Source organism: Micromonospora sp. NPDC048170, from assembly GCF_040652795.1.
Lineage (GTDB): Bacteria > Actinomycetota > Actinomycetes > Mycobacteriales > Micromonosporaceae > Micromonospora.
In genome coordinates, this window is sequence record NZ_JBEZMR010000001.1 from 125,885 (window position 1) to 152,463 (window position 26,579).

General features: G+C 73.8%; 23 protein-coding genes. 12 read left to right on the plus strand and 11 right to left on the minus strand.

What is annotated here, in order from left to right; translation table 11 throughout:
- Nucleotides 1-2: 2 nt before the first annotated feature.
- Together clpS and AB0D32_RS00480 are read right to left on the minus strand one after the other, a co-directional pair.
- Nucleotides 3-293 (minus strand): ATP-dependent Clp protease adapter ClpS, encoded by a 291-nt coding sequence (gene clpS / locus AB0D32_RS00475; RefSeq protein WP_089001780.1) that lies wholly within the window; start codon nucleotides 291-293, stop codon nucleotides 3-5.
- 148 nt (nucleotides 294-441) lie between these two features.
- Nucleotides 442-1,980: a hypothetical protein gene (locus tag AB0D32_RS00480; RefSeq protein WP_357082499.1), complete on the minus strand. Its 1,539-nt coding sequence runs from the start codon at nucleotides 1,978-1,980 to the stop codon at nucleotides 442-444.
- Nucleotides 1,981-2,182: 202 nt separating this feature from the next.
- Here AB0D32_RS00480 and AB0D32_RS00485 point away from each other — a divergent pair, with 202 nt between their 5' ends.
- The 4 genes from AB0D32_RS00485 (at nucleotide 2,183) to AB0D32_RS00500 (ending at nucleotide 8,085) form a co-directional block, all read left to right on the plus strand.
- Nucleotides 2,183-4,858: a LuxR C-terminal-related transcriptional regulator gene (locus AB0D32_RS00485; RefSeq protein ID WP_357082502.1), complete on the plus strand. Its 2,676-nt coding sequence runs from the start codon at nucleotides 2,183-2,185 to the stop codon at nucleotides 4,856-4,858.
- Between the two features lie 16 nt (nucleotides 4,859-4,874).
- Nucleotides 4,875-6,161: a nicotinate phosphoribosyltransferase gene (locus tag AB0D32_RS00490; protein WP_357082504.1), complete on the plus strand. Its 1,287-nt coding sequence runs from the start codon at nucleotides 4,875-4,877 to the stop codon at nucleotides 6,159-6,161.
- A gap of 14 nt (nucleotides 6,162-6,175) precedes the next feature.
- On the plus strand, nucleotides 6,176-6,757 hold the full coding sequence (locus AB0D32_RS00495; RefSeq protein WP_357082507.1) for an isochorismatase family protein: 582 nt from the start codon (nucleotides 6,176-6,178) through the stop codon (nucleotides 6,755-6,757).
- A gap of 65 nt (nucleotides 6,758-6,822) precedes the next feature.
- Complete coding sequence (locus AB0D32_RS00500) at nucleotides 6,823-8,085, plus strand: MFS transporter (RefSeq protein ID WP_357082510.1); 1,263 nt, start codon at nucleotides 6,823-6,825, stop codon at nucleotides 8,083-8,085.
- Nucleotides 8,086-8,479: 394 nt separating this feature from the next.
- Here AB0D32_RS00500 and ctaD read toward each other — a convergent pair whose 3' ends face one another.
- A complete protein-coding gene (ctaD, locus tag AB0D32_RS00505; protein ID WP_357082513.1) occupies nucleotides 8,480-10,240 on the minus strand; it encodes a cytochrome c oxidase subunit I in 1,761 nt (586 codons plus the stop codon).
- Nucleotides 10,241-10,395: 155 nt separating this feature from the next.
- Nucleotides 10,396-11,505: an FAD-dependent monooxygenase gene (locus AB0D32_RS00510; protein WP_357082516.1), complete on the minus strand. Its 1,110-nt coding sequence runs from the start codon at nucleotides 11,503-11,505 to the stop codon at nucleotides 10,396-10,398.
- Between the two features lie 302 nt (nucleotides 11,506-11,807).
- Here AB0D32_RS00510 and AB0D32_RS00515 point away from each other — a divergent pair, with 302 nt between their 5' ends.
- A complete protein-coding gene (locus AB0D32_RS00515; protein ID WP_357082519.1) occupies nucleotides 11,808-12,959 on the plus strand; it encodes a cellulose binding domain-containing protein in 1,152 nt (383 codons plus the stop codon).
- A gap of 102 nt (nucleotides 12,960-13,061) precedes the next feature.
- Here AB0D32_RS00515 and AB0D32_RS00520 read toward each other — a convergent pair whose 3' ends face one another.
- On the minus strand, nucleotides 13,062-14,027 hold the full coding sequence (locus AB0D32_RS00520; protein ID WP_357082522.1) for an N-acetylmuramoyl-L-alanine amidase: 966 nt from the start codon (nucleotides 14,025-14,027) through the stop codon (nucleotides 13,062-13,064).
- Nucleotides 14,028-14,378: 351 nt separating this feature from the next.
- Nucleotides 14,379-15,167, minus strand: coding sequence for an aldo/keto reductase (locus AB0D32_RS00525; protein WP_357082525.1), 789 nt, complete (start codon nucleotides 15,165-15,167; stop codon nucleotides 14,379-14,381).
- A gap of 103 nt (nucleotides 15,168-15,270) precedes the next feature.
- Here AB0D32_RS00525 and AB0D32_RS00530 point away from each other — a divergent pair, with 103 nt between their 5' ends.
- Complete coding sequence (locus AB0D32_RS00530) at nucleotides 15,271-16,332, plus strand: DNA polymerase ligase N-terminal domain-containing protein (RefSeq protein ID WP_357082528.1); 1,062 nt, start codon at nucleotides 15,271-15,273, stop codon at nucleotides 16,330-16,332.
- A 16-nt stretch (nucleotides 16,333-16,348) separates the two neighbouring features.
- Entirely contained in the window at nucleotides 16,349-17,542 is a 1,194-nt protein-coding gene (locus AB0D32_RS00535) for a threonine synthase (protein ID WP_357082531.1), read from the plus strand.
- A gap of 52 nt (nucleotides 17,543-17,594) precedes the next feature.
- Here AB0D32_RS00535 and AB0D32_RS00540 read toward each other — a convergent pair whose 3' ends face one another.
- Entirely contained in the window at nucleotides 17,595-17,987 is a 393-nt protein-coding gene (locus AB0D32_RS00540; RefSeq protein ID WP_089001794.1) for a cupin domain-containing protein, read from the minus strand.
- A 263-nt stretch (nucleotides 17,988-18,250) separates the two neighbouring features.
- The gene (locus AB0D32_RS00545) at nucleotides 18,251-18,721 is read right to left on the minus strand and encodes a septum formation initiator (RefSeq protein WP_357082535.1); all 471 of its coding nucleotides are present in this window, start codon (nucleotides 18,719-18,721) and stop codon (nucleotides 18,251-18,253) included.
- A 102-nt stretch (nucleotides 18,722-18,823) separates the two neighbouring features.
- Here AB0D32_RS00545 and AB0D32_RS00550 point away from each other — a divergent pair, with 102 nt between their 5' ends.
- The 4 genes from AB0D32_RS00550 (at nucleotide 18,824) to AB0D32_RS00565 (ending at nucleotide 22,688) form a co-directional block, all read left to right on the plus strand.
- Nucleotides 18,824-19,516: a response regulator transcription factor gene (locus AB0D32_RS00550; RefSeq protein ID WP_357082538.1), complete on the plus strand. Its 693-nt coding sequence runs from the start codon at nucleotides 18,824-18,826 to the stop codon at nucleotides 19,514-19,516.
- The gene (locus tag AB0D32_RS00555) at nucleotides 19,513-20,787 is read left to right on the plus strand and encodes a HAMP domain-containing sensor histidine kinase (RefSeq protein ID WP_357082541.1); all 1,275 of its coding nucleotides are present in this window, start codon (nucleotides 19,513-19,515) and stop codon (nucleotides 20,785-20,787) included. The genes AB0D32_RS00550 and AB0D32_RS00555 overlap by 4 nt, the downstream gene beginning before the upstream one ends.
- A gap of 113 nt (nucleotides 20,788-20,900) precedes the next feature.
- Nucleotides 20,901-21,413, plus strand: coding sequence for a PepSY domain-containing protein (locus tag AB0D32_RS00560; RefSeq protein WP_357082545.1), 513 nt, complete (start codon nucleotides 20,901-20,903; stop codon nucleotides 21,411-21,413).
- Nucleotides 21,414-21,584: 171 nt separating this feature from the next.
- Nucleotides 21,585-22,688: a hypothetical protein gene (locus AB0D32_RS00565; RefSeq protein WP_357082548.1), complete on the plus strand. Its 1,104-nt coding sequence runs from the start codon at nucleotides 21,585-21,587 to the stop codon at nucleotides 22,686-22,688.
- 42 nt (nucleotides 22,689-22,730) lie between these two features.
- On the opposite strand, the gene AB0D32_RS00570 is transcribed toward AB0D32_RS00565, so the two are convergent.
- A complete protein-coding gene (locus AB0D32_RS00570; protein WP_357082551.1) occupies nucleotides 22,731-23,012 on the minus strand; it encodes an adhesin in 282 nt (93 codons plus the stop codon).
- Between the two features lie 181 nt (nucleotides 23,013-23,193).
- Nucleotides 23,194-24,261, minus strand: a complete 1,068-nt coding sequence (locus AB0D32_RS00575; protein WP_357082554.1) for an NAD(P)-binding domain-containing protein — start codon at nucleotides 24,259-24,261, stop codon at nucleotides 23,194-23,196.
- A 161-nt stretch (nucleotides 24,262-24,422) separates the two neighbouring features.
- On the opposite strand from AB0D32_RS00575, the gene dacB reads away from it, so the two are divergent.
- The gene (gene dacB, locus AB0D32_RS00580; protein WP_357082557.1) at nucleotides 24,423-26,006 is read left to right on the plus strand and encodes a D-alanyl-D-alanine carboxypeptidase/D-alanyl-D-alanine-endopeptidase; all 1,584 of its coding nucleotides are present in this window, start codon (nucleotides 24,423-24,425) and stop codon (nucleotides 26,004-26,006) included.
- 143 nt (nucleotides 26,007-26,149) lie between these two features.
- On the opposite strand, the gene AB0D32_RS00585 is transcribed toward dacB, so the two are convergent.
- Nucleotides 26,150-26,494, minus strand: a complete 345-nt coding sequence (locus AB0D32_RS00585) for a DUF1330 domain-containing protein (RefSeq protein WP_357082560.1) — start codon at nucleotides 26,492-26,494, stop codon at nucleotides 26,150-26,152.
- Between the last annotated feature and the right edge of the window lie 85 nt (nucleotides 26,495-26,579).

The following is a 26,579-nucleotide window of genomic DNA, read 5'->3' on the forward strand; positions in this document are numbered from 1 at the left end:
GCTCACGACCGGTCCACCGTCGCCCACAGCCCGTACGCGTGCAGCTGCGACGCGTCGTGCTCCATCCGCTCCCGGGCTCCGCTGGAGACCACGGCGCGACCCTTGTGGTGCACGTCGAGCATGAGCTGTTCCGCCTTCTCGCGGCTGTAGCCGAAGAGCTTCTGGAAGACCCAGGTCACGTACGTCATGAGGTTGACCGGGTCGTCCCACACGATCGTCACCCACGGCCGGTCGGACGCCGGCACCTCATCGGTGTCCGGCGTTTCGACAGGTGCAACCTGCGGAGCCGCCATGCCCCCCATCGTGCCACCGGATGCGGCGAACCGAGGAACCGGAACGCCGGCCCGGCGCTGATCGCCGGGTCCTGCCTGGTCAGGGGCGTCGGCAGCGGCGAGCGGCGACCTCGGCGCAGTGCCGACGCCGCGAGCGACCGGAGCGCCGTCAGGCAAGCAGCATGCCGTGGTCGACAGCATCCGAGAGCACCCCGTCCAGCGAGAGGCGGACCAGCTCGAACCGCCGGGACACCTCCCGGGACAGCTCCAGTTCGACCTCGCGCAGCGCGCGCTGCGCCCAGGCCCGGGCGGCGTTGGGGTCGCGGTTCGCGGGACTGCGCCAGTGCTGCCAGCAGGCACCCGAGAGGGCCACGGCCACCGGTGGAAGCACCTCGACGCGCCCGGCGCCCGGGTAGCTCGCCAGGGCGTCGGACGCGCCGGCCCCGGTCAGCCCCGCCACGCCCCCGGTGCTCGTGACCAGCAGGACGCGGTCCAGCTCGTGCTCGCTCTGGTGGTCTGCCAGGCCCCAGCGCACCGGGGTGTGGAGGCGCCGGTGGACGCCCACCGGCAGCGGCGCGCCGAAGACCTGGCCGGCGGCCTCCTCGACGAGCCCGCGCACCGCCTCGTCGCACTGGACGGTGGCCAGCAACGACAGCGCCTCCATCTCCCGGTCGAGCAACTGCGGCAGGCCTGCGCAGCCGACCCCGAAGACGATCTCCTGCACCACACGGAGGTGGATGTTCGCCAACTCCAGGGCGAGGTGCTGGCGGATCCGCCGGGAGGAGGACCGGGCCCGCCGGTCGAGTTGCTCCGACCAGTCGCCCGGGTCGGCCACCACCGGCACCCGGCCGTGCGAGCCGGGCAGCACCGGCGGTTCCGCGCTCGCCCGCCGCAGCCCTTCGTCGGCGGCCCAGCCGACCAGGGCCCGGCGCAGGTCCGCCCCGTCGTCTGCGGCGTCGAGCGGGAACCAACGGGCGTCGGCGAGCCCGGGAACGGCGGCCAGCAGGGTCGCCCGGTGCGCCTCGACGGTGACCGCGACCGGATCCACCGGCGCCGGAGGGGAACCGACGGACGCCCCCGTGCCCTCCGTCGTCGCCGTGCCCTCCGGCACCGGGGCCCAACCACCCGCGCCCGGGGTGACCGCGAAGACGACCTCGACGCGGGCGCGGGCCAACCCGGCGAGCAGGTGGAGCTCGACGGCCGTGAACGCCTGGTCGGCGGCGATCACGAAGAGCACCGCCCCGGACCGGCCGGCCGCGTCGCGCAGCAGTTGGACACCGGCGACACCGAGGGCGGCGGTGTCCGGCGTGTCGACCAGGCTGAAGTGCCGCAGCAGCGGCTCGGGCAGGCTCAGCTCGACCCGGCGCGGCGGGCGCGCGAGCGCCGGCCCGGCGGCCAGCCGGTCGGTTCCGTACGAATGGGGCTGCCGGTAGCCGGGCACGTAGGCGGCCCGCGTCGGCACCCGGGAGTGGCGCAGCACGAGCCAACTGCCGGCGGGCACGGCGAGCATGGCGGGATCGAGCTGGAGCAGGCGGGCGAGCACCTCGGACCGACCCGCGCCGGCCGGACCGACGCCGATCACGGCCAACGGTTCCTCCGGACGGGGCTCGGTGGCCCCCGGCCCGGCGGGCTGCCGCCCCCGGCGGGGCAGCCCGGCGGCTCCGGCCATGTCGTCGGGCACGTCGACGGCGGGGAGAGGACCCTTCATCGAAAGCGGCCTCCCGTGGCAGGCGACCGGCAGCGGCCGGCCGCGTGGAATCATCCGGGTCGCACCCCCGGATGCCGGAAGAGTACGGGCGGGCGGGGGCCCGCACGGAACACCCCGGATACTCAGAGCTGACAACGAGATTACTCAACTTCGGTGCGTGACGATGCGTACGCGGACGGATTCCGGTCGATATGCTGCTCGGATGAGTCGGTGGAGTTTCGTCGGCCGAACGGATGAGCTCAACCGTCTGCTGTCGGCGGTGACCGGCACGGAGGGGCGGGGCCTCTTCTTCAGCGGCAACGCGGGCATCGGCAAGAGCCGCCTGCTGCGCGAGGGGGTGGCGGCCCTTCCCCGCGACGGGTACGCCGTCTGGTCGATCGCGGCCAGCGCCACCACCGCCGCGCTCCCCTTCGGCGGTCTCGTCCAGGTGCTCCCGACCGCGCAGCCGCAGGGCCTGTCCCCCGCCGGCATCCTGCGTTGGGCGGTGGACGTGCTGCAACAGCAGGCGGCCGGCCGCCGGATCGTGCTCGCGGTCGACGACGCGCACCTGCTCGACCCGCCGTCGGCGGCGCTGGTGCACCTGGTCGCCCGGGCCGACAACGCCACGGTCATCGGCACGTCGCGCGACGGCGAGCAACTCCCGCTGCCGATCCGCGCCCTGTGGACCGACGGCCTGGTCGAGCACGTCGAGCTGAAGCCGCTGGCGCCGGCCGAGACCACGCGGCTGCTCTCCGAGATCCTGAACGGCCCGGTCGACGCCATCTCCGCCGACCGGCTCGGCCGGCTCTCCGAGGGCAACCCGCTGCTGCTGCGCGAGCTGGTGTTCGCCGCCGACCGTGACGAGCTGACCCGCACGTACGGAATCTGGAAGTGGACCGGCCGGCTGGAGCTGGCGCCCAGCCTGACGGACCTGATCGACATCCGGATCGGGCAGCTCACGCCGGGCGTACGCGGGGTGGTGGAGCTGGTGGCCTTCGGCGAGCCGCTCGGCCTGCACCTGCTCAACCAGGCCGTCGACCCGGTGGACGTGGAGACCGCCGAGGAACGCGGGCTGATCGCCGTGGAACGCGACGACCGACGGGTGAACGTGCGGCTGGCCCACCCGCTCTACGGCGAGGTGATGCGCCGCCGCTGCCCGGTCAGCCGGACGCGCCGGTTGCAGGCCCGCCTCGCCGAGTTGCTGGAGCTCGTCGGCAAGCGGCGCCGCGACGACCTGCTCCGGGTGGCCGTCTGGCGGCTCGACTCGGGCACCGCGCAGGATCCGGCCCTGCTGCTCGACGCGGCCGGGCAGGCGTTCGCCCGGTACGACGTACCGCTGGCGACCCGGCTGGCCCGCGCGGCGCTCGACGCGGGCGGCGGCTTCGACGCGGCGGAGCTGCTGGCCACCATCCTGATGTTCGCCGACCGCCCGGACGAGGCCATCGAGGTGCTCGACGCGGTCTCCGTCGACATCGAGGGCGACCGGCGGCTGAGCCGCTGGCTGACGGTACGGGGCATGGTCAGCTACTGGGGCCTGAGCCGCGAGTCCACGGTGGAGGAGATCGCGGCCCGCGGGTCGACCCTGGCGGACTCCGCCGACCAGGCGAGGGTGCTGGCCTTCGAGGGCATCATGCGACTGCACCGGCTGGACACCGGCATCGCGTTGCGGCTCGGGCAGACGGTGCTGGACCGGCCCGCCGCGAGCGTCGCCGCCCGCGAACTCGCCCGCAGCACGATCGCCCACCTCCAGGCGGCACAGGGTCAGTTGCAGCGCAGCGCCACCGCGATCGACCAGGTGCAGGCCGAGGCGGGCCGGTGGCGGACGGACATGCCATACCTGCAACTGGCCCTGGAGCTGGCCCGGGGCACCCGCCTGGCGCTCGCCGGCGACCTGGCCGGCATCGACGCGATCGTGGCCGACGAGTTCGCCGACCTGGCCGGGGCCGGAGACTTCCGGCTCGGCACCGGCTACCTGGCCATCCTCCAGGCGTACGCGGCCCGGCTGCGCGGCAGGAGCGACACGGCGCTGCGGACCAGCCTCGGCGCCTGCGCGGTGCTCGCCACCAGCCGGGTCTACGCGGGACTGGCCCAGGCCGAACGAGCCCAGGCGGCGGCCCTGCGCGGCGACGCCGCCCAGGCGGCGGAGTCGATGGCGGAGGCCGACCGCACCCACGCCCCCGGCATGGTCGTGCTGTACCCGTGGCTGGAGCAGGCGCGGGGCGCGGCACTTGCCGCCGGTGGCGACGTGTCCGGCGCCGTCAAGCACCTGACCGGGCTGGCCGACCGGCTCCGCGCGGACGGCTTCGCCGGCCACGAGGTGCATGTGCTGCACGACCTGGTCCGGCTGGACCAGGCGACCGCGCCGCTCGGCCCGACCTGCTCGGACGGCAGCCGGCGTACCGTCGCGCAGCGGCTCGCCGAGCTCTCCGAACGGGTCGACGGGGTGCTGCCGCCGCTGCTCGCCCGGCACGCCCGCGCCGCCGCGGGCGGCTCCGCCGACGCCCTGCTGGCGGTCGCCGACGGCTTCGACGCACTGGACCTGACCGTGTACGCGGCGGAAGCCACCGCCACCGCCCTGGACCGGCTGCGCCGGCAGCGGTCCCCGGCGGCGGCCACGGCCCGGGGACGCCTCGCCGCCCTCCTCGGCCGCTGCGACCTGATCCGCACCCCGGCGTTGCAGGCCGGGGCGCCGATGCTGAGCGAACGCGAGTGGCAGGTGGCCCGGCTCGCCGCCGACGGGACGACCAGCCGGGTCATCGCCGAACGGCTCTACCTCTCGGCCCGCACCGTCGAGAACCACCTCCAGCGGATCTACGGCAAGCTCGGCGTCGCCGGCCGGGCCGAACTGCGGGCCGCCCTGCGGGCGATCCCGGGCCACGACGGCGGCGAGAACGGGTGAACTCTAGGCTGGGCGGGTGAGCACCCTTCGCCCCGCGCTGCTGACCGACCACTACGAGCTGACCATGGTCAGTGCCGCCCTGCGCGACGGCACCGCGAACCGCCCCTGCGTCTTCGAGGTGTTCACCCGTCGGCTACCCGCCGGTCGCCGCTACGGCGTGGTCGCCGGCACCGGCCGGCTGATCGAACTGATCCGCGACTTCCGCTTCGACGCCGACGAGGTCGACTTCCTGCGGCGTACCGGCGTGGTCGACGAGCAGGCCGCCGCCTGGCTGCGCGACTACCGTTTCACGGGCGACATCGAGGGCTACGCCGAGGGCGAGCTGTTCTTCCCCAGCTCGCCGATCCTCACCGTCTCCGGTGGCTTCGCCGAGTGCGTGGTGCTGGAGACGCTCGTGCTGTCGGTGCTCAACCACGACAGTGCGGTCGCGGCAGCCGCCGCGCGGATGGTCACCGCCGCCCGCGGGCGGACCCTGATCGAGATGGGCTCCCGGCGCGCGCACGAGGAGGCGGCGGTGGCCGCGGCCCGGGCCGCGTACCTGGCCGGATTCCGGTTCACCTCGAACCTCGCCGCCGGGCTGCGCTACGGCATCCCGACCGCCGGCACGGCCGCGCACGCGTTCACCCTGCTGCACACCGACGAGCGGGCGGCGTTCGCCTCGCAGGTCGCCACGCTGGGCAAGGACACCACGCTGCTGGTCGACACGTACGACATCAGCCAGGGCATCCGCAACGCGATCGCGGTGGCCGGGCCCGACCTGCGGGCGGTGCGGATCGACTCGGGCGACCTGGCGGTGATCGCCCAGCAGTCCCGCGAGCTGCTCGACTCGCTGGGCGCCACCGAGACCCGGATCATCGTCTCCGGCGACCTCGACGAGCACGCCATCGCCTCGCTCGCCGCCGAGCCGGTCGACATGTACGGCGCGGGCACCGCCGTGGTCACCGGTTCCGGCGCGCCCACCGCCGGGTTGGTCTACAAGCTCGTCGAGGTCGAGGGCCGCCCGGTGGTCAAGCGCTCCGAACACAAGGCCACCATCGGCGGCCGGAAGGTGGCCGTACGCCGGCACAAGCCGACCGGCACCGCCACCGAGGAGGTCGTCGTGCCGCAGGGCGTGCCCGACCCCCGGCCCAACGACCGGCTGCTCCAGCACTCGTTCGTGGCCGGGGGCGAGCCCGTCGACCGGCCGACGCTGGACGAGTCGCGGGAACACCTGCGACAGTGCTTGATCTCCATCCCCTGGGAGGGGCTGAAGCTCTCGGCCGGCGACCCGGCCATTCCCGTCACGGTCGTCCCGGCCGACTGAGAAAGGAGCACGCGGTGAGCAACGCGCTGATCGTCGTGGACGTGCAGAAGGACTTCTGCGAGGGCGGCTCGCTGGCCGTGGGCGGCGGGGCCGGCGTGGCGGCCGGGATCACCCGGCTGCTCGCCGCCGAGCCGGAGCGCTGGGACCACGTGGTCGCCACGAAGGACTACCACGTCGACCCGGGCGCCCACTTCGGCGACCCGCCGGACTTCGTGGAGTCCTGGCCGAGGCACTGCGTGGTGGGCACCCCGGGCTCGGAGTTCCACCCCGACCTGGCCACCGACCGGATCGAGGCGATCTTCCACAAGGGCGAGTACGCCGCCGCGTACTCCGGCTTCGACGGGCACGCCGCCGACGGCGAGTGCCTGGCGGACTGGCTGCGCCGGCACGGCGTGGACCGGGTCGACGTGGTCGGCATCGCCACCGACCACTGCGTACGGGCGACCGCCCTGGACGCCGCCCGGGAGGGCTTCGCCACCACCGTGCTGCTGGACCTGACCGCCGGGGTCGCCCCGGACACCACCGACGTGGCGCTGCGCGCCTTCGAGGGCGCCGGGGTCACCATGCGCGGGGCGCCTGTGATCAGCGCCGCATGAGGCGGTAATTCGCTGGCGGGTGTCGTATCCACGGCCGAGGATGTCGGCCGGAGGTAGGCACCGACATGAACATGAAGCCTTACCGGGAGGCGCTCGCCCTGCCCGGTCTCCGGTCGTTGCTGCTGGTGTCGGTGCTCGCCCGCGTACCACTCACCGCGACCGGCGTGACCCTGACGTTCTACGTCGTGCTCGACCTCGGGCGTGGCTACGGGGCGGCCGGGCTCGTCGGCGCGGCGATCACCGTGGGAGCCGCGATCGGCGGCCCGCTGCTCGGCCGCCTGATCGACCGGCACGGGCTGCGGCCGGTGCTCGTGCTGACCGGGATCGCCGAGGCGGTCTTCTGGTCCACCGCGCCGGTGCTGCCGTACCCGGTGCTGCTGCCTGCCGCGTTCCTGGCCGGCTCCCTCGCCCTGCCGATCTTCTCGGTGGTCCGGCAGTCCATCGCCGCGCTGGCGCCACCCGAGCGGCGCCGCCCCGCGTACGCGCTGGACTCGATGTCGGTGGAGCTGTCGTTCATGGTCGGTCCCGCGCTGGCCGTGGCGGCGGTCACCGCGATCTCCGCCCGGACCACCCTCTACCTGGTCGGCGCCGGCATCGTCGCCGCCGGCATCGCGTTCTGGGTGCTCAACCCGCCCACCCGCAGTGGCGGCGAGGCGACCGGGCCGCAGCCGAAGGTGCCCCGCCGGTCGTGGCTCACCCCGCGCCTGCTCGCCGTGCTGGCGGTCAGCGCCGCCGGCACGCTGGTGCTCGGCGGCACCGACGTGGCCGTGGTCGCCGTGCTCCGGGAGAGCGGCGACGTCGGGTGGACCGGCGCCGTCCTCGCCGTCTGGGCGGTCGCGTCGCTGGTCGGCGGCTTCGCGTACGGGGCGGTCAGCCGATCCTTCTCGCCGCTGGCCCTGATGGCCGCACTCAGCCTCTGCACCATCCCGGTCGGGCTGGGCGGGGCACACTGGTGGCTGCTCTGTCTGGCGTTGATCCCCGCCGGGGCGCTCTGCGCGCCGACCATCGCGGCCACCTCCGACGCGGTCAGTCGGCTGGCCCCCGCCTCCGTACGCGGCGAGGCGATGGGCCTGCACGGCTCGGCGGTCACGGTCGGCATCGCGGTCGGCGCGCCGCTCGCCGGCGCCGTCATCGACGCCTCCGCGCCCGTCTGGGGCTTCGCGGTGACCGGGGCGGTCGGCGCGCTGGTGGCGCTGGCCGTCCTCCCAATCAACCTGCGCCACCACCGCCCCACTACCCCCACCCCCACTACCCCCACCCCCACCACCCTCACCCCCACCACCACCCCCGCCGCTCCCGAGCCCCAGCCAATCCCAACCCCCAGCTAACCCGCTGGCGGCGGCTACCGCCCCCCCCCACCCCGCACCCCACCCCACCCCACCCCGCCCGGCCCGGCCCGGCGTCGATCTTGCACTTTCGGCCCTCACGTTGCGAACTTCATCCCGTTTCGCCCGGGCACATTTTGCAAGATCGCGCGTCAGACATGGCCACGGCGCGGGAGCGGTTCGGGGTGGCCCGTTGCGGGCGGGCACAAAGTGCACGTCGCGCGTCAGCGGCAGAGCGCGGGTCCGGGAGTGGTTCGGGGTGGCAGGCGGTGTGGGGTCGGGGTCGCTGGCGGGGAGCGGTACTGCTTCTGCCCCGGGTAGACGGAGGGGTCGGTTCGCGAATGGTGACGGGCGCCGCCCCTGGTGGGGTGGCGCCCGTCCTACGTACTGCGGAGCGTCAGTGCCGGTCGATGTCGCTGGCGGTGTCCTCGCGGTAGCTGGCGCCGCCGTCCGCCTCGCTGGTCAGCAGCTTGGCGCCGCCCTCCGGCGGGCCGGCCAGGCTCTGGCCGCCGGCCGCCAGCTCGGGGAACTTGAGGTCGAACGCCGGCCGCTCGGAGCGGATCCGGGGCATCCGGTCGAAGTTCCGCAGCGGGGGCGGGGAGCTGGTCGCCCACTCCAGCGAGTTGCCGTAGCCCCACGGGTCGTCGACCTCGACCACCGGGCCGGCCTTGTACGACTTCCAGCAGTTCCAGATGAACGGCAGAGTCGAGATGCCGGTGAGGAACGCGCCGATCGTGGAGATCATGTTCAGCGTGGTGAAGCCGTCGCCGGGCAGGTAGTCGACATACCGGCGCGGCATGCCCTCGTTGCCCAGCCAGTGCTGCACCAGGAACGTGGTGTGGAAGCCGATCATGGTCAGCCAGAAGTGCACCTTGCCCAGCCGCTCGTCGAGCATCCGGCCGAACATCTTCGGGAACCAGAAGTAGATGCCGGCGAAGACGGCGAACACGATGGTGCCGAAGAGCACGTAGTGGAAGTGGGCCACCACGAAGTACGAGTCGTGCAGGTGGAAGTCGAGCGGCGGGCTGGCCAGCAGCACACCGGTCAGGCCGCCGAAGAGGAAGGTGACCAGGAAGCCGATGGAGAACAGCATCGGGGTCTCGAAGCTGATCTGGCCGCGCCACATGGTGCCGATCCAGTTGAAGAACTTCATACCGGTCGGCACGGCGATCAGGTAGCTCAGGAAGCTGAAGAAGGGCAGCAGCACCTGGCCGGTGGCGAACATGTGGTGCGCCCAGACGCTCATCGACAGGCCGGCGATGGCGATGGTCGCGGCGACCAGGCCCTTGTAGCCGAAGATCGGCTTCCGGGAGAAGACCGGGATGATCTCGGAGATGATGCCGAAGAACGGCAGCGCGATGATGTACACCTCGGGGTGGCCGAAGAACCAGAAGAGGTGCTGCCACAGCATCGGCCCGCCGGTCGCCGGGTCGTAGACGTGGGCGCCCAGGAGGCGGTCGGCGGCCAGCGCCATGAGCGCGGCGGCCAGCAGCGGGAAGACCAGGATCACCAGGAGGCTGGTGACCAGCATGTTCCAGGTGAAGATCGGCATCCGGAACATGGTCATGCCGGGCGCGCGCAGGGTCAGGATCGTGGTGATCAGGTTGACCGCGCCGAGGATCGAGCCCAGACCGGAGATGACCAGGCCGACGACCCACAGGTTGCCGCCGATGCCCGGGGAGTGGTCGACGTTGCTCAGCGGCGTGTAGGCGGTCCAGCCGAAGTCGGCGGCCCCACCGGGGGTGACGAAGCCGACCATCGTCATCGTGCCGCCGAAGAGGAACAGCCAGTAGGCGAAGCTGTTCAGCCGGGGGAACGACACGTCAGGGGCGCCGATCTGCAACGGCACCACGTAGTTCGCGAAGGCGAACACGATCGGCGTCGCGAAGAACAGCAGCATGACCGTGCCGTGCATGGTGAACAGCTGGTTGTACTGCTCGGGCGACAGGAACTGCAGCCCGGGCCGGGCCAGCTCGGCCCGCATGATCAGGGCCATCAGGCCACCGATCATGAAGAACACGAACGCGGTGACCATGTACATGATCCCGATCTGCTTCGCGTCCGTGGTACGCAGCATCCGCGCGATGGCCGACCCCTTGACCGGCTCTCGGACCGGCCAGGGCCGGGTCACGACCGGCTTGGGTGCGACGGTGGTCACGAGTGGCCTCCGGTTCTGGGTTGTCCCGCTCGGCACACGCTGGTTATCTGCGGGCCGTCATCCGCAAGGAGGATAGTCCCCGCAAGGTGGCCATGCTGCGTGGGGTGGTCGGGTAGCCTGCGCCACCCGGCGTGGAGGACCCTCGGCCGACGGCGCTACAGAGGGCCGAGCAGCAGCCGGTAGTGCTCGCCGAAGATCCGGCCGCCGCGCCCGCGCAGCAGCGGGTCGCGCAGCGCCGGCGGCACGTCCCGGGTCCGGTCGCGGTCCCGGGTCCGGTCCCGCACCCATCGCGTACGTGGGCGACGACGACTCTCGTACGCCGAAAGCGCCGCCTCGACGTCGCCGCCCGCCGCCCGGAGGGACTCGGCGAGCACCACCGCGTCCTCCAACGCCATCGCCGCGCCCTGGGACAGTGTCGGCGCGGTGGCGTGGGCGGCGTCCCCGACGAGGAGCACCCGTCCCCGGGACCAGCGCCCCAGTTCCACCTCCTCGGTGATCCCGACGTGCACCCGGTCCAGCGCCCCCAGCACGGCCGGTGCCGGTCCGCCGTAGTCGCCGAAGAGCTCGCGCAGCCGGGCCGTCGGGTCGGCCGGCGCGACGGTGCCGGCCTCGTCGGCGTAGCAGTACAGCCGCCCGCCGCCGATCGGCACGACGAGGAAGCCGGCGCGCTGGCCGAGCAGCGCGGTCCACTCCGCGACCGGGGGAGCGTCGCGCACCACGGCGCGGTAGACGACCTGGCCGGCGGGCCGGGGCGGGCCGCCGAGCGCGGCCAGGGCGCGGATCGAGGAGCGCGGCCCGTCGGCGCCGATCACCAGGTCGTACTCGGTGGCGGTGCCGTCGACGAAGGTGACGCCGACGGAGTGCGGCAGCAGGTCGATGGTGCGCACCTCGGCGCCGTGCCGGACGGCGCCGCCGGCGCCGGTGAGCAGCACCCGGTGCAGGTCCTCCCGGGGCAGCGCCCGGCATTCGCCGACCCCGGCCCAGAGCGTGTCGAGGTCGACCTCGCACAGCGGCGTACCGGCCGCGTCGAGGAACCGCTGCCGGTGGATGACGTGCCCGAGCGGGCGGACGGGACCGTCGAGGTCGAGCCGGCGCAGCGCCCGGGCGGCGTTGCCCGGCAGGTAGAGACCGGCCTCGGCGTTCTCGCCCGGGGGCAGCCTCTCGGTGACGTCGGGCCGGAGGCCCGCCATCCGCAGCGCCCGGGCCACGGCCAGGCCGGCGATGCCCGCGCCGACGACGAGGATGCGCAGGGGGGAGCCACCCATGGTGGTGTACGCCTCCGGAGGGGTTCGGCACGCGTTGGAGGCAAGACACTACTCGGCGCAATCGGCGCACACCAGAGTCAACCGTTGCAGACGAAACAATCCTCGGCGGCCAGGTCGGGCGCTTCGGTGGACCACCTGCCCACCGGCCGCTCCGCGCGTGACAAACCTCACTTATCTCCCCAATACCCCGGATCCATTGCGCGGGTGTTTCAGAGATGTAAATGTGTCGACAGATGTGGGAGCGCTCCCGCGCCGTACCGGCCGATGACGTCCGGCGTCCCCTGCCGAAGCCAAGGAGCATCATGAAACGTCCACTCCGAGCCCTCGCGGCAGCCGCGCTGCTGGCCGCCGGCTCGATCGTCGCCGTCGCCCTCGGCGGCACCGCCAGCGCCGACACCCAGATCTGCGAGCAGTACGGCTCGACCACCATCCAGGGCCGCTACGTGGTGCAGAACAACCGCTGGGGCACCACTGCCCAGCAGTGCATCAACGTCACCGACAGCGGCTTCGAGATCACCACCCAGAACGGCAGCAACCCCACCAACGGCGCCCCGACGGCGTACCCGTCTGTCTTCCTGGGCTGCCACTACACCAACTGCTCCCCCGGCACCAACCTGCCGATCCAGGTCGGCCAGATCAGCAGCGCCACCAGCAGCATCGCCTACCGGTACGTCAGCGGCGCCACCTACAACGCCTCGTACGACATCTGGCTGGACCCGTCGCCCAGGCGGGACGGGGTCAACCAGATGGAGATCATGATCTGGCTCAACCGGCAGGGCCCGATCCAGCCCATCGGCTCCCCGGTCGGCACCGCCACCGTCGACGGGCGGAGCTGGGAGGTCTGGCGGGGCAGCAACGGCGCCAACAACGTCATCTCGTACCTGGCGCCGTCGGCGATCAGCAACGCGAACCTCAACCTGCTGGCGTTCGTCGACGACACCCGCAACCGGGGCGCGATCACCAACAGTTGGTACCTGACCAGCATCCAGGCCGGCTTCGAGCCGTGGCAGGGCGGCGCCGGTCTCGCGGTGACCTCGTTCTCGGCCGCGGTCAACAGCGGCGGCAACCCGACCACCCCGCCGCCCACCACTCCCGCGCCCACCACGCCGCCACCGACCACTCCCCCGCCCGGCGGCTCGGGTTGCGCCGTGAAGTACACGCCGAACGCGTGGGGCAACGGCTTCACCGCCGACGTGCAGGTCACCAACACCGGGTCGAGCCCGGTCAACGGCTGGACGCTCGCCTACCACCTGCCCACCGGGCAGCAGGTGACCAACGCGTGGAACGCCACGGTGAGCCAGAGCGGGACGGCGGTGACCGCGCGGAACATCAGCTGGAACGGCACGCTCGCTCCCGGCGGCACGGCCAGCTTCGGCTACCAGGGGACGCTGAGCGGGGCGTACTCGTCCCCGACCAGCTTCACCCTCAACGGGGTCGCCTGCTCGCGGGCCTGAGCAGGTGCCGATCCGGCGCGCCCAGGTCGGCACTGCCGGACGCGACGTCCGCCGGGCCACCCCGATGCCTGGCGGACGTCGCGAGTCGGAGGACCTGCCGGCTCAGACCCGGGTGAGGCGGACCGCGTCGGCGATGACCAGGCCGGCGGCGGAGCTCCACCGGCTGACCGCGACCCGGTTGGCGTCACCGGCCGGCAGCGTGAAGGTGCCGAGGGTGCGCCACTGCCCGCCGGTCGCCCGCTGGTCGACGATGATCGTGCGGTTGCCGGTGGTGGTGGAGACGATGTACGGAGTCGCGGCGTTGTAGCCGGAAACCGCCGGCCACCAGGCGTCGACCCGGTAGTTGGCGGTCGCCGGGACGTTGAACTTGTACCAGGCGGCGTCGCTGGCGGCGACCGGATCCGCGAAGCGGTAGTCGGCCCCGTACCGCTGGGTCGAGTACGACGAGGTGCCCCAGCTGGCGCTGGCGGTGAACCGGCCGGCGGTGGAGTTGTCCACCACGGAGCTCCAGGCGGTGCCGCCTCCCGCCATCTTCGCGGCGACGTCGGCGCGCATCGTGTTCAGGTCGATGAAGGACGGGTCGATCTTGCCGCTGGTGCTCGTCTCGCGGTGGCCGCGGGCGTGGCTGGCGTCCCTGCCCAGCCGCTTGAGCACGGCGGCGGTGGCGGCGACCGACGCGTTGTACTGCGCCGCAGTCATCTCCTGGTTGACCCCGTTGTAGTCGATCTCCCAGCCGATCATCAGCGTGTTGCCGTCGCCGGCCGGGATCGGCCCGCTGCCCCGGCTGACACCCGCGTGGTTGCAGCGGTTGGCGGAGATCACGTGGAAGACGCCGTGGTAGTCGACGAGCGCCTGGCAGAGCGGGCCGGGCAGGTCGGACCGGCCGTTGATGCAGATGTTGAGCGCCGGGTGCGGGTTGCTGGCGCTGGAGGTGGCGGCGGTGTGGTGCCAGAGCACGCCGATCGGGGCGAACGAGCTGCCTGCCGACCGATTGAGCCAGTCGCCCTCGACGACGACCTGGACGCCCGCCCCCCGCAGGACGTCCACCAGCCAGGGAATGGTGGCCATCAGGACTCCCCGAGCAGGTCGGCGAGGCACTCGGCCTTCGGCGCGGCGAGCGGCGCGGCACTGGCCGCGGCGGGCTTGGCGGCGACCGCCGCCGCGGTGACAACCAGGGCCGACATGCCCAGCAACCCGCGTCGGGGGAGGCGTGCTGGTCGTGACGCGTTCATGGCGCTCCTTCAGACAAGGGCGGAGGGGTTCCGACTCATCGATGAACTGGTGACGCGCACGGTATATCGTCACGAGCATCTATGTCGATACCCTTCATCGCCCCTATTCAGGCTGAAGGAATTTGGCAAACGCGTCCGGGTGCGACGCCCGGAGCGGGCCCCGATCCGGGCGGCCGGAAGGGGTCGGTCAGGGGTTGCCGAGTGCGTCGATGTCGCGCATCTCCTCGGCGGTGAGCGAGAAGTGGAAGATGTCGGCGTTGACGCGGATCCGCTCCGGGGTCACCGACTTGGGGATGACCACGATCTCGTGGTCGACGTGCCAGCGGAGCACCACCTGGGCCGGGGAGACGTCGTGCGCGGCGGCGATGCGGGTCAGCACCGGGTCGGCGAGGTCGCTGCTCTTGAACGGGCTGTAACCCTCCAGCACGATGCCCCGGTCACGGTGGTCCCTGTGCCGCTGCCGGTCGTACAACGAGGGGCTCCACCGGATCTGGTTGACGGCCGGGTTCTCCTCGGTCGCCTGGATCAGCGCGTCGATCTGGGCGGTGGCGTAGTTGCTCACCCCCACCGCGCGCGCCAGCCCCTCGTTCCGGGCGGCGAGCATCTCCCGCCAGACGGGGATGTTGTCCCCGGGGCTCGCCGGCGGCCAGTGGACCAGCCACAGGTCGACCTGGTCGATGCCGAGCGCGGTCAGGCTCGCCTCGATCGTCTCCCGCTCCCGTCCGACCCGGTCCGGGGGCAACTTCGTGGTGACGAAGACGTCCTCGCGGCGCAGCCCGCTCTCCCGGACCGCCCGGCCGACCTCCTCCTCGTTGCCGTACATCGTGGCGGTGTCGACGTGGCGGTAGCCGGCGTCGAGCGCGGCGAGCACCGCCTCGTACCCGGCCTGGCCGGTGGCCTGCCACGTGCCGAAGCCGAGCAGCGGCATCCGCACCTCGCCCGGGAGCAGGACGGTGGGCTGGTCCTCGTGGTCCATGCCGCGCGTCTACCCGGGCTGACCTGCGACATGCCCGAACGGACCGGCGTACCGGACACGCGGGCGACCGGCGGACCGGGACGGATTGCCGGAGAATACGGATGTGGCTGACCCGTTGGAGGAGTACCGGCGCAAACGGGACGCGGCGCGCACCCCGGAACCGGTGCCGAAGCGCCACCCGCGCAGGAGGAAGGCCGCCGACGGTACGGCCCGGTTCGTCATCCAGCAGCACCACGCCCGGAGCCTGCACTGGGACCTGCGGCTGGAACACGAGGGGGTGCTGGCCTCCTGGGCCGTGCCGCGCGGGCTGCCCCGCGACACCGGCCGCAACCACCTCGCCGTGCACACCGAGGACCACCCCATGGAGTACCTCGACTTCCACGGCGAGATCCCGGCCGGCGAGTACGGCGGCGGGCGGATGACCGTCCACGACCGGGGCACCTACCACTGCGAGAAGTGGCGCGACGACGAGGTGATCGTGGTGCTCGACGGCGAGCGCACCACCGGGCGGTACGTCCTCTTCGCCACCGGGCGCAAGGGCGGGCGCGACTGGATGGTCCGCCGCACCGACCCGCCCCCGCAGGGCTGGACGAGCATGCCGGAACTGGTCCGCCCGATGTTGCCCACCCGGGCGGCGAAACTGCCCCGGGGCGAGGCGGAGTGGGGCTACGAGCTGCGCTGGGACGGGGTGCGCGCGGTCGCGTACGTCTCGGGTGGGCGGCTGCGGCTGCTCGCGGAGGACGACGAGGACGTCTCCGGGACGTACCCCTGGCTGCGGGAGATGGCCGAGGAGCTGGCGCCCACGGAGGCCGTGCTGGACGGCGTTCTGGTCCGCATCGACGGCGCCGGCCGGGTGCGGCCGGCACGCGGCGGGCGCCGCACCCCCGACGCCCAGTACCTGATCTTCGACCTGCTCTGGATGGAGGGCGTGACCAGCACGGACCTGCCCTACGCACAGCGCCGGGAGCTGCTCGACGGTCTGGCGCTCGCCGGCCCGCACTGGCAAACTCCGCCCTGGTTCCCGGGCGCCGGCCGGGAGGCGCTGCGGACCGGGCGGGAGCAGGGGCTGCCCGGGGTGGTGGCGAAGCGGCTGGACTCGGCCTACGAGCCTGGGCGGCGCAGCCGGCGCTGGCTGAGCATCGACACGGGCCGGGACCCGAGCTGAGACGGCGAGGAGCATCGTGTACCTGACACACCTGGAGTGCCCGCGCTGCGGACGGGAGCACGACGCCACCCGACCGGCCAACCTCTGCGACTGCGGATCCCCGCTGCTGGCCCGCTACGACCTGGCGGCGGTGGCGAAGGTGCTCACCCCGGAACGGTTCCCGCTGCGCCCCGCCGACCTGTGGCGCTACCGCGAACTGCTGCCGGTGGCCGACCCCCGGCACGAGACCACGCTGGGCGAGGGCTGGACGCCGCTGCTGCGCGCCCCGGCCTACGGCACGGAGATCGGCATCGCCGACCTGATGGTCAAGGACGAGGGGCTGACCCCGACCGGGTCGTTCAAGGCACGCGGCGCGGCGGTGGGCGTCAGCCGGGCCCGTGAGCTGGGCGTACAGCGGATCGCCATGCCGACCAACGGCAACGCGGGCGCGGCCTGGGCCACCTACGCCGCACGGGCCGGGCTGGGCGCGACCATCGTCATGCCGCTGGACGCGCCGACCATCTGCCGGCGCGAGTGCGTGGCCGCCGGGGCCGACCTGCGCCTGGTCGACGGGCTGATCAGCGACGCCGGCCGGCACGTCGCGGGGCTGGTCGCCGGCTCCGGCGGCGCGGTCTTCGACGCCGGCACGCTGCGCGAGCCGTACCGGCTCGAAGGCAAGAAGACGATGGGGTACGAGATCGTCGAGCAGCTCGGCTGGCAGGTGCCGGACGTGATCATCTATCCCACCGGGGGTGGGGTCGGCCTGATCGGCATCCAGAAGGCGCTGCACGAGCTGCGCGAGCTGGGGTGGATCGAGGACCGGCTGCCCCGCCTGGTCGCGGTGCAGTCCACCGGCTGCGCGCCGATCGTCCGCGCCTTCGCCGCCGGTGAGCAGCGGGCGCGGCCGTGGGCCGACGCGCACACCGTGGCGTACGGCATCACCGTGCCCGCCCCGCTCGGCGACGAGTTGATCCTCGACGCGCTGCGCGCCAGCGCCGGCACGGCGATCGCGGTGGACGACACCGAGATACTGGCCGACCTGCGGGACTTCGCCGCCCGCGAGGGGCTGCTGCTCTGTCCGGAGGGGGCCGCCTGCCTGACCGCCGCCCGGCACCTGCGCGCGGGCGGCTGGATCCGGGCCGGCGAACGGGTGGTGGTGCTCAACACCGGTGCCGGCGTGAAGTACCCGGAGACCGTGGACGTCACCGACGTACCGGTCCTGCCGGCCTGAGGCGTCCACGACCGGTGCCGCCCACGCCAGGCGGCACCGGTACGCGGGACGGTCAGGAGGTGGGCGGCTCGTCCTCGCCGGCGGCCTCCGCGGCGTCGGCCTCCTCCTTGGTCCGGTGCACCGCCTGGTCGGCGTGCTCGGGCGGGCCGTAGACGGTGTAGAGCACCAGCGGGTTGGGGCCGGTGTTGACGAAGTTGTGCTTCGTGCCGGCCGGCACCACCACCAGGTCGCCCTGCACGACCTCGCGCTTCTCCCCCGCCACCCGGGCCTCGCCCGTACCGCTGACGAAGGTCAGGATCTGGTCGATGCCCTCGTGGACCTCCTCGCCGATCTCGCCGCCCGGCGGAATCGTCATGATCACCAGCTGGGTGTGCTCACCGGTCCACAGCACCCGCCGGAAGTCCGGGCTCTTCTCGGCGACGGTCGCGATCGTGAAATGCTCCATGCCGACACCCATACCCGCCAGGGCCCGCTGTCACGCCGGGACTCGCAGATGGTGGAATTCGCCACTCCTCCGGGGTTTCGATCCTCCGTGGACGGGGATCGAGTGCCTAGCCGGCGCACGGTGGCCGGTCGAGCCAGGTCCCCGCTGACGTACCGCCGTACGGCTGCGGCGGTGGGAGACGGCCAGAGCGCGGCGACGTTCCGATCCCCGGGATCCGAACGGCGCCGTGCGCTCGTGTCCGGGCCCGGGTCGCGGCGCGACGGTCAGTCGTCGTCGGCCGACACCGGCTCCACGCCCACGCAGCGCACCTTCAGCTCGAATTCGCCGCCCGGGCCGGCGAAGGTGACCTCCACGTCGTCGTCCGGCCCCTGCTCCGCCTCGGACACCCGGTAGCCCGGCGCGGGCGTCCAGGAGACCAGCCGCACCCCGCCCGGCCCGCACTCGGCGACCGCGCTGCCCCCCGTCGTGGCGAAGGCCCGACGTGGGCCCGCCGGGGTCGATCCGGTCGCTCCCGGCGGCAGTGGGCTCCCGGTCGGCGACGACGGCCCGCCGACCCCCGGGACGCTGGGCGCGGGCGAGGCCAGTGCCCGCTCGACCTCCTCCTGGCTGAGCACCCCGCCCGGCGTGCCGGCGATGCTCTCCCCCACCCACTCGATCGCGGCCACCCCGATCACGGTGGCGACGGCGGCGGTGGCCAGCCACCCGGCGACGGCGAGGAACGGACGGCGACGCATCCCCCGAGTCTCCCCGATCCGCAGTTGGGACGAGCCCTGGACGAGGCTAAGGGAGGGTTAAGGTCCGAGCCGGGGCGTCGTGTGGCGGCTAGCCTGCCACCTGTGGCCCGCCTGCTGCTCATCGAGGACGACCTGACGATCCGTACGCCGCTGCTGCGGGCACTGCGCGAACGGGGGCACGCGGTGGCCGCCGCCTCGACGGCGATGACCGGCCTGCGCGACGCGCTGGACGACCGGCCCGACCTGGTGGTGCTGGACCTGGGGCTGCCCGACTTGGACGGCCGGGAGCTGCTGCGGATGCTCCGCGCGGTCAGCGCCGTGCCGGTCATCGTCGCCACCGCGCGCGACGACGAGACCGAGATCGTCCGGGTGCTCGACGCCGGAGCGGACGACTACGTGGTGAAGCCGTTCACGGCCGCGCAGCTCGACGCGCGGATCCGGGCGGTGCTGCGGCGCGGAGCGGGGTCCGCCCCGGACGACCCGGCGCTGGTGGTGGGCGGGCTGCGGGTCGACCCCCGGTCGCGGCAGGTCACCCTGGACGGGGAGGCCGTCGAGCTGACCCCGCGCGAGTTCGACCTGCTGCACCACCTCGCGGGCCGCCCCGGCCAGGTGGTCACCAAGCGGGAACTGCTCGCCGAGGTGTGGCGCGTCCCGTACGGCGGCGCGGACAAGACCGTGGACGTGCACCTGTCCTGGCTGCGGCGCAAGCTCGGGGAGAACGCGCAGGCACCCCGCTACCTGCACACCGTACGGGGCGTCGGGGTCCGGCTCGAGGCGCCGGGGAGCGCCGGATGAGGGCGCGGCTGGCACTGCTGGTCGCCGCCGTCAGCGTCCTCACCCTGGTCGCCTTCCTGGTGCCGCTGGCGCTGCTGGTGCGTACCGTCGCGGCCGACCGGGCCACCGTGCGGGCCACCGCCGACGCGCAGAGCCTCATCACCGTCGTCGGCACCGCCGACACCGCGACGATCCGGCTGACCGTCGAACAGCTGGCCACGGAGTCCGAGCGGCCGGTCACGGTGTTCCTGCCCGACGGCACGGTGCTCGGCGCCCCGGCCCCCCGTACGGCCGCGGTGGCGCTGGCGGAACGGGGGCAGAGCCTCACCGCCGAGTCCGGGCGGGGACGGGAGGTGGTGATCGCCGTGCAGGGCCGCCCGGACGGCACCGGCGTGATCCGGACGTTGGTGCCGCCCGCCGAGCTGACCGCCGGGGTGACCCGGTCCTGGCTGGCCCTGGCCCTGCTCGGCGCGCTGCTGGTGCTGATCGGGCTGGCCGTCGCCGACCGGCTGGCCCGCAACCTGGTCCGGCCGATCGGTGAGCTCTCCGCCGTGTCGCACCGGTTGGCCAACGCGGAACTGGACGCGCGCGTCACCCCCACCGGGCCACCCGAGCTGCGTGAGGTCGCCGGCGCCCTCAACCACCTCGCCGGTCGCATCCAGGTGCTGCTGGTGCAGGAGCGCGAGGAGGTCGCCGACCTCTCGCACCGCCTGCGCACCCCGCTGACCGCGCTGCGGCTGGAGGCCGAGTCGCTGCGCGACCCGGAGGACGCGGCCCGGGTGACCGCGGCCGTGGACGGGCTGGAGCGGGCGGTCACCGGCCTGATCCGGCAGGCCCGCTGGCGGGCGCCCACGGCCGGGGCGGCCAGCGCCGACGCGGCGGCCGTGGTGGCCGAACGGGTGGCGTTCTGGTCGGTGCTGGCCGAGGACACGGGACGGACCGTGACGCTCGACCTGGCACCGGGACCGCTGCCGGTGGGGGTGCCCGCCGACGAGTTGGCGGCGGCGGTGGACGCCCTGCTCGGCAACGTCTTCGCGCACACCCCGGACGGCACGGCGTTCGCCGTCCGGCTGGGGGCGGAGGCCGGCCGGGCGGCGCTGACCGTGGTGGACGAGGGGCCGGGGATACCGGCCGGCACGATCGACCGGGGCGCGAGCGGCGCCGGCTCGACCGGCCTGGGCCTGGACATCGCCCGCCGCGCCGCCCAGGCCAGCGGTGGCCGGCTCACCCTGCACGCCGCCCCGTCCGGGGGCGCGGAGGTACGCCTCGAACTCGGCCCGCCCCGACCCTGACGCCGGTCCGTTGTCCCCCGGCCAGGCTTAACCCGGCCTTAGCGTTCGGGCAGCGTGGCGCTATCCGGGCAGGCGTGATCCTGGGAACCAGCAATCGAGGAAGGGTGAACGAGATGAAGCGCAAGTCCCTGATGCTGGCGTCGCTCGGAGGCGCGGCCGTGCTCGCCGTGACCGGGGCGACCTTCGGCGTCGCGGCGGCCGACACCAGCGCGGCCCGGCCGACCGCCCTGGCCGCCACCACCACGCCGGGCACGCCGGCCACGCCGGGCGGCACCGGGAGCAGCGCCCCGGCGACGGGCGGCGCGCCGGCCACCAGCGGCACCACGGCGGCGCCCGGCACCCCGTCGGGCAGCAGCGCTCCGGCCACCGGTGAGGACGCGGTGACCGAGCAACGGGCCGGCGAGATCGCGCTGGCGCGGGCCGGCGGTGGCCGGATCGTCGAGGTGGAGCGCGAGGACGAGGACGGCCGGGCGGTGTGGAGCGTCGAGATCGTGGCCGGGCAGACCGAGCACGAGATCGACGTCGACCGGGCCGACGGCTCCGTGGTCAAGGCCGAGCAGGAGCCGGTCGACGACGATGACGACGACCGCGACGACGATGACGATGACGACCGCGACGACGACTGATCCGTCGCCGGTAGCGCCGCCGTCCCGCCACGCGGGGCGGCGGCGTCGTCGTTGCGGGCCGGGGCGGGGCGAGGGGGCGCCCGCCCGGTTCGCGTACCGGGACGACGGATCGGGGTGCTCGCCGGACCGATCGCCCCTGTGACCGACACCGATGTCTGGCTACATTGGGGTATGGTGCCCGCCCACCGGGGCCGGGCGGCGGAACCGGTCTACCGCCCCATCCTCGCCAACCGGCGGGGCGAGCTGGAGGCGCTCGGTCATCTCGACGAAGATGTCGCACCCCTGCTCGCCCCGGTCCTCCAGGTGTCCATCCTGGACCAGTTCACCCTGGACGTGCTCCGCCGGCTGCCCGCCGGGCTGCTCACCGCTGTCGACGTCACCGCCCTGCCCGACGTTCCGGGGGCCGAGCTGGTCCGCTGGGGCGTACCGCTGGTGCCGGTCATCGGGCTCGCGGACAGCGACCGGCGCCTGGTGGCGCACGGCGCGGCGGCCCGGGCCCACGCCCAACGGGCGGTCGTCCGGTTGCGGGTCGGCCACGACCGGACGGGCCCGGACGCGGCCACGGCGGCGGCGGAGCGGGTCTGGCGGTTCACCCGGCTGGTGCCCGAGCAGTGTGACCTGCTCATCGACGCGGGCGACGTGTGCTGCCTGGCCGACGTGCGGGTGGCCGAGCCCCGGGTCCGCCGGCTGCTGGAGTGGGCCCGCCGGCACGCCTGGTGCTCGGTGAGCGTGGCGGCGGGCGGGATGCCCCCGGCGTTGTCCGCCCTGCCCACCGACGAGCCGGTACGCCTCGACCGCTGGGACTGGCAGCTCTGGCAGCGGCTGGCCGACCTCGGCGTCGGCTACGGCGACTACGGTGTCGGCTCCGCCGTGCCCGGCGCGGACCAGTCGGGAGACCGGCTGCCCACCGTCCGCTACACCACCGACGGCGCCTGGTGGGTGTACCGCTGGTCACGGCGGGGCAGGCGGGGCGACGACCGGTTCGCGGACCTCTGCCGCACCCTGGTCTCGGCGCCGCACTGGCCGGCCGTCGGTGCCGCCTTCTCGTGGGGTGACCACGAGATCCTGCGGCGTGCCCGCGGAGGCGCCGGCGCCGGGTCCGCCAGCAACTGGGCGGCGTGGAGCACCTCGCACCACCTGGCGCACGTGCTGGCTGCCCTGCCCCGTCCGGGGCAGGAGTCCGGGCCGGGGCCGTGGCGATCCGGTCAGGCCCCGCACGAGCGGGGTCGTCCCGCCCGGCCGCACCGGAGCGGGGAGACCCGCCGAGCCGGCTGAGCGCCGGGCCAGGGGCCAGCGGCAGGGGAAACGCCCCCGCCGTCACTCCTTCTCGGTGAACCCGAACTGCACGATGCCCTCGTCGTCGACGCTCGCGTCCACCGACGCGTCGCCGAGCAGGTCGGCGGCGTCGGAGTCCAGGAAGATCCGGGCGCCCTGGTTGTCGACCACGTGGTCGCCCTCGACCGGTTCGGCGACCAACTCGACGGTGAGCGAGCCCGCGTCGGCGTCGGCGGCGATCCGCACTCCGCCGTCCTCGGCGACGTCCTGCTGGGTGGCGAGGTCTCGGATCACCAGCACGGCGTTGTCGGTCATGGTGAGCATGGCGGAACTCCTCGTGGATTCTCGGATTCGCGGTACGGGACCGGTGATCGGCCCGCGGACGAGCGCACGTGGGAGGCGATGGAAGGGCGACACGCACATCGCCGTCGCGCTTCGGGGCAGCTGAGGGCCCCTCCACGGCCTACGTTGCCCCCTGCCGGGGGATCCGTCAAATAGAGCCGGGTCAGTGCGCGGCGGCGGTCCGGGCGAGCCGGGCCCGGATGTCGCGTACCGCCGCGCGGCTCGCCCGGTTGGCGCCGATCGTGCTCGCCGAGGGGCCGTACCCGATCAGGTGAATCCGCTCGTCGGCGACCACCCGGGTGCCGTCCATCGTGATACCGCCGCCCGGGGCGCGCAGCCGCAGCGGCGCGAGATGGTCCAACGCGGCCCGGAAGCCGGTGCACCACAGGATCACGTCCGCGGGCACGAACCGCCCGTCGTCCCAGGCCACCCCGTCGGGCGTGATCCGGTCGAAGACGGGTAACCGGTCCAGCACACCGCGCTCGCGCAGCCGGCGCAGCTCCGGCGTCAGCGGCAGGCCGGTCACCCCGACCACGCTGGTCGGCGGCCGGCCGGCGCGTACCGCCGCGTCGACCAGGGCCACCGCCGCGCGCCCCCGCTCGGGGGTGAACTCCTCGTCGCGGAAGTCGGGCGGGCGCCGGGTCACCCAGGTGGTGCCGGCGGCGACGGCCGAGACCTCGGCGAGCAGTTGGACGGCCGACGTCCCGCCGCCCACCACCACGACCCGTTTGCCGGCGAACTCCGCCGGCCCCCGGTAGTCGGCCGTGTGCAACTGCCGGCCCCGGAAGGTCGACCGGCCGGGGTAGTGCGGCCAGAACGGCCGGGTCCAGGTGCCGGTGGCGTTGACCAGGGCGCGCGCGGTCCAGGAACCGTGATCGGTGTGCACGGCCAGCCGGCCGTCGGGCCGGTCGCGCACCTCCCGGACCCGTACGGGGCGCCGCACCGGCAGGTCGAACTCGCGCTCGTACGCGGCGAAGTAGGCGCTGACCACCTCGGCCGCCGGCCGGTCCGGCCCGGCCGCCGGAAAGGGCAGGCCGGGCAGGTCGTGGAAGCCGTGCACCCGGTCGAGTCGCAGCGTGGGCCAGCGGTGCCGCCACGCCCCGCCCGGTCCGTCGCCACCGTCGAGGATCACGAAGCCGTCCCCGGGGGCGAACCCGACCCGGCGCAGGTGGTGCCCTGCGGAGAGGCCGGCCTGCCCGGCCCCGATCACCAGCACGTCGACGGGTTCCATGCCGGGTACAACACCGCCGGACCCGTCCGGCTGCCCGCCGGCGGGCGTCTCGTCGCTCACAGCCCGCCCGGTGGGGATGCCGCCACCGTGCCCGTGGGACGGAAAATTTTCTTTCCATCGACGGTCTTTTCTGGCAGATACCTGCGTGGCAGCATCTCCCCATGCATCGTCGTCTCCTCCCCAGGACGCTGGCGCTGGTGGCGCTGGTCGCCGCAGCGGCCACGGCGGGCGCGCCCACCGCCACCGCCGAGTCCCCGACCCCCTCGGCGACCCGCCTGAACGCCACCATCGACGCGATCCTCGCCGACAGCCGGCTGGCCGGGGCCCAGGCCTCGGTGGTGGTCAAGGACGCGACCACCGGGGAGACGGTCTACCACCGCAACGGCGAGCGCCGCCTGATGCCCGCCTCCAACACCAAGCTGCTGACGTCGGCGGCGGCGTTGGAGCTGCTCGGGCCGGGGCACCGGTTCAGCACCGAGGTGCGGACCAGCGGCACCCGCCACGCGGGCCTGGTCTCCGGCAACCTCTACCTGCGCGGCGGCGGCGACCCGACCATGCTGGCCGCCGACTACGACGCGCTGGCCGCACAGGTCGCCGCCGCGGGCGTACGGGTCGTCACCGGCAACCTGGTGGCCGACGACACCCGCTACGACGACACCCGCCTCGGCCCGGACTGGACCTGGGACGACGAGCCGTACTACTACGCCGCGCAGGTCTCCGCGCTGACCGTGGCGCCGGACACCGACTACGACGCGGGCACCGTCATCGTCCACGCCGCCCCCGGCGCGACCGCCGGCGCACGCCCGGTCGTCACCACCACCCCGGCCACCCGCTACCTGAAGATCGACAACCGGGCCGAGACGGTCGCGAACGGGCAGACCTCGCTCTCCTTCGAGCGCGGGCACGGCGACAACACGGTCGTGGTCACCGGTCAGATCGCGCTCGGCGCCGCCTCCGCGAGCGACTGGGTCAGCGTCTGGGAGCCCACCGGCTACGCCGCCGACATCTTCCGCTCGGCGCTGCGCAAGCACGGCGTACGGGTGCTCGGGCGGACGGTGCTCGGCCAGGCCACCCCGGAGGGCGCGGCCGAGGTGGCGCGACACCGCTCGATGCCCCTGGCCGAGCTGATGGTGCCGTTCCTCAAGCTCTCCAACAACGGGCACGCCGAGGTGCTGACCAAGGAGATCGGCCGGGTGCTCTCCGGATCCGGCACCTGGTCGGCCGGGCTGACCGCGATCAGCGAGTACGTCGCCGACGCCGGGATGGACACCGGCACGCTGCGCCAGCGGGACGGCTCCGGGCTCTCCCGGCGCAACCTGATCCCGGCCGACGAGTTCGTGGACCTGCTCACCGCCGTCCGCGCGGAGCCCTGGTTCGCCACCTGGTACGCGGCCCTGCCGATCGCCGGCGAGGCGGACCGGTTCGTCGGCGGGACGCTGCGCAGCCGGATGCGGGGCACCCCGGCGGCGGGCAACGTGCACGCCAAGACCGGCAGCCTGACCGGCGTCTCCGGCCTCTCCGGCTACGTCACCGACGCCGACGGGCGGATGCTGGCGTTCTCGATCCTGCTCAACAACTACCTGGCCTCGTCGGTGAAGACGTTGGAGGACCAGATCGCGATCGCGTTGGCCTCGTACACCGGGAAGGACGTGACCGGCGCGCGCGCCACGCTCCCGACGGCGCCCACCGCCCCTCGGGTCCCGGAGGGCCTGGAGTGTGCCTGGGTGAAGCCGAACGCCTGCTGACGGGCCGGCGGGGCCCGGTGCGGGGGCCCCGCCGGTGCATCGGTCGAGCCTCCACAGGGGATGGTCGGAGGCGGACAGCAGAAAGTTACGGAATGCGCGACACAGCGCGACGGACAAACTGCCCCGACGGGCGCAGCCGCGGGTCAGCCGGCGACCTGCGCGCGCAGTCGGGCGGCCGTCCGGCTGGCGTCGTAGCCGGGAGCGACCCCGTCCACGAACAGCACCGCGCCCGGGATGTGCCGGGTGCGCAACGGCAGGATCTCCTGGTACGCCGGCGAGTCGTACCAGGCCCGGGCCCGGTCGAGGTCGGGGAACTCGACGATGACAACGCTGCCCGGCCAGTCCCCCTCCCGGACCTCGACCGTCGCGCCGTGCACCCGGAACCGGCCCTCGAACGGGTCCAGCGTGGCCTGGATCCGCTCGAGGTAGGTGAGAATGTCCTCGTTCATCGGGACATCGTGCAGTTGTGCGAGCGCGAACGCGGGCATGTGTCCTCCTGGAGCCGGTCCGCCCGGCCGGATCACCGGGGCGGTACGCCGAGTCTTCCGCCGGCACCCGCCCGGCGTCGATTAC

Coding starts and splice junctions, on each gene's coding strand:
- AB0D32_RS00480 (WP_357082499.1), bottom strand. CDS start 1,980: ATGAAGGGTCCTCTCCCCGCCGTCGACGTGCCCGACGACATGGCCGGA.
- AB0D32_RS00570 (WP_357082551.1), bottom strand. CDS start 23,012: ATGCTCACCATGACCGACAACGCCGTGCTGGTGATCCGAGACCTCGCC.
- AB0D32_RS00510 (WP_357082516.1), bottom strand. CDS start 11,505: ATGGGTGGCTCCCCCCTGCGCATCCTCGTCGTCGGCGCGGGCATCGCC.
- AB0D32_RS00520 (WP_357082522.1), bottom strand. CDS start 14,027: ATGGCCACCATTCCCTGGCTGGTGGACGTCCTGCGGGGGGCGGGCGTC.
- dacB (WP_357082557.1), top strand. CDS start 24,423: ATGCATCGTCGTCTCCTCCCCAGGACGCTGGCGCTGGTGGCGCTGGTC.
- AB0D32_RS00485 (WP_357082502.1), top strand. CDS start 2,183: ATGAGTCGGTGGAGTTTCGTCGGCCGAACGGATGAGCTCAACCGTCTG.
- AB0D32_RS00585 (WP_357082560.1), bottom strand. CDS start 26,494: ATGCCCGCGTTCGCGCTCGCACAACTGCACGATGTCCCGATGAACGAG.
- AB0D32_RS00525 (WP_357082525.1), bottom strand. CDS start 15,167: ATGGACCACGAGGACCAGCCCACCGTCCTGCTCCCGGGCGAGGTGCGG.
- AB0D32_RS00555 (WP_357082541.1), top strand. CDS start 19,513: ATGAGGGCGCGGCTGGCACTGCTGGTCGCCGCCGTCAGCGTCCTCACC.
- AB0D32_RS00560 (WP_357082545.1), top strand. CDS start 20,901: ATGAAGCGCAAGTCCCTGATGCTGGCGTCGCTCGGAGGCGCGGCCGTG.
- clpS (WP_089001780.1), bottom strand. CDS start 293: ATGGCGGCTCCGCAGGTTGCACCTGTCGAAACGCCGGACACCGATGAG.
- AB0D32_RS00540 (WP_089001794.1), bottom strand. CDS start 17,987: ATGGAGCATTTCACGATCGCGACCGTCGCCGAGAAGAGCCCGGACTTC.
- AB0D32_RS00500 (WP_357082510.1), top strand. CDS start 6,823: ATGAACATGAAGCCTTACCGGGAGGCGCTCGCCCTGCCCGGTCTCCGG.
- AB0D32_RS00545 (WP_357082535.1), bottom strand. CDS start 18,721: ATGCGTCGCCGTCCGTTCCTCGCCGTCGCCGGGTGGCTGGCCACCGCC.
- AB0D32_RS00565 (WP_357082548.1), top strand. CDS start 21,585: ATGGTGCCCGCCCACCGGGGCCGGGCGGCGGAACCGGTCTACCGCCCC.
- AB0D32_RS00515 (WP_357082519.1), top strand. CDS start 11,808: ATGAAACGTCCACTCCGAGCCCTCGCGGCAGCCGCGCTGCTGGCCGCC.
- AB0D32_RS00575 (WP_357082554.1), bottom strand. CDS start 24,261: ATGGAACCCGTCGACGTGCTGGTGATCGGGGCCGGGCAGGCCGGCCTC.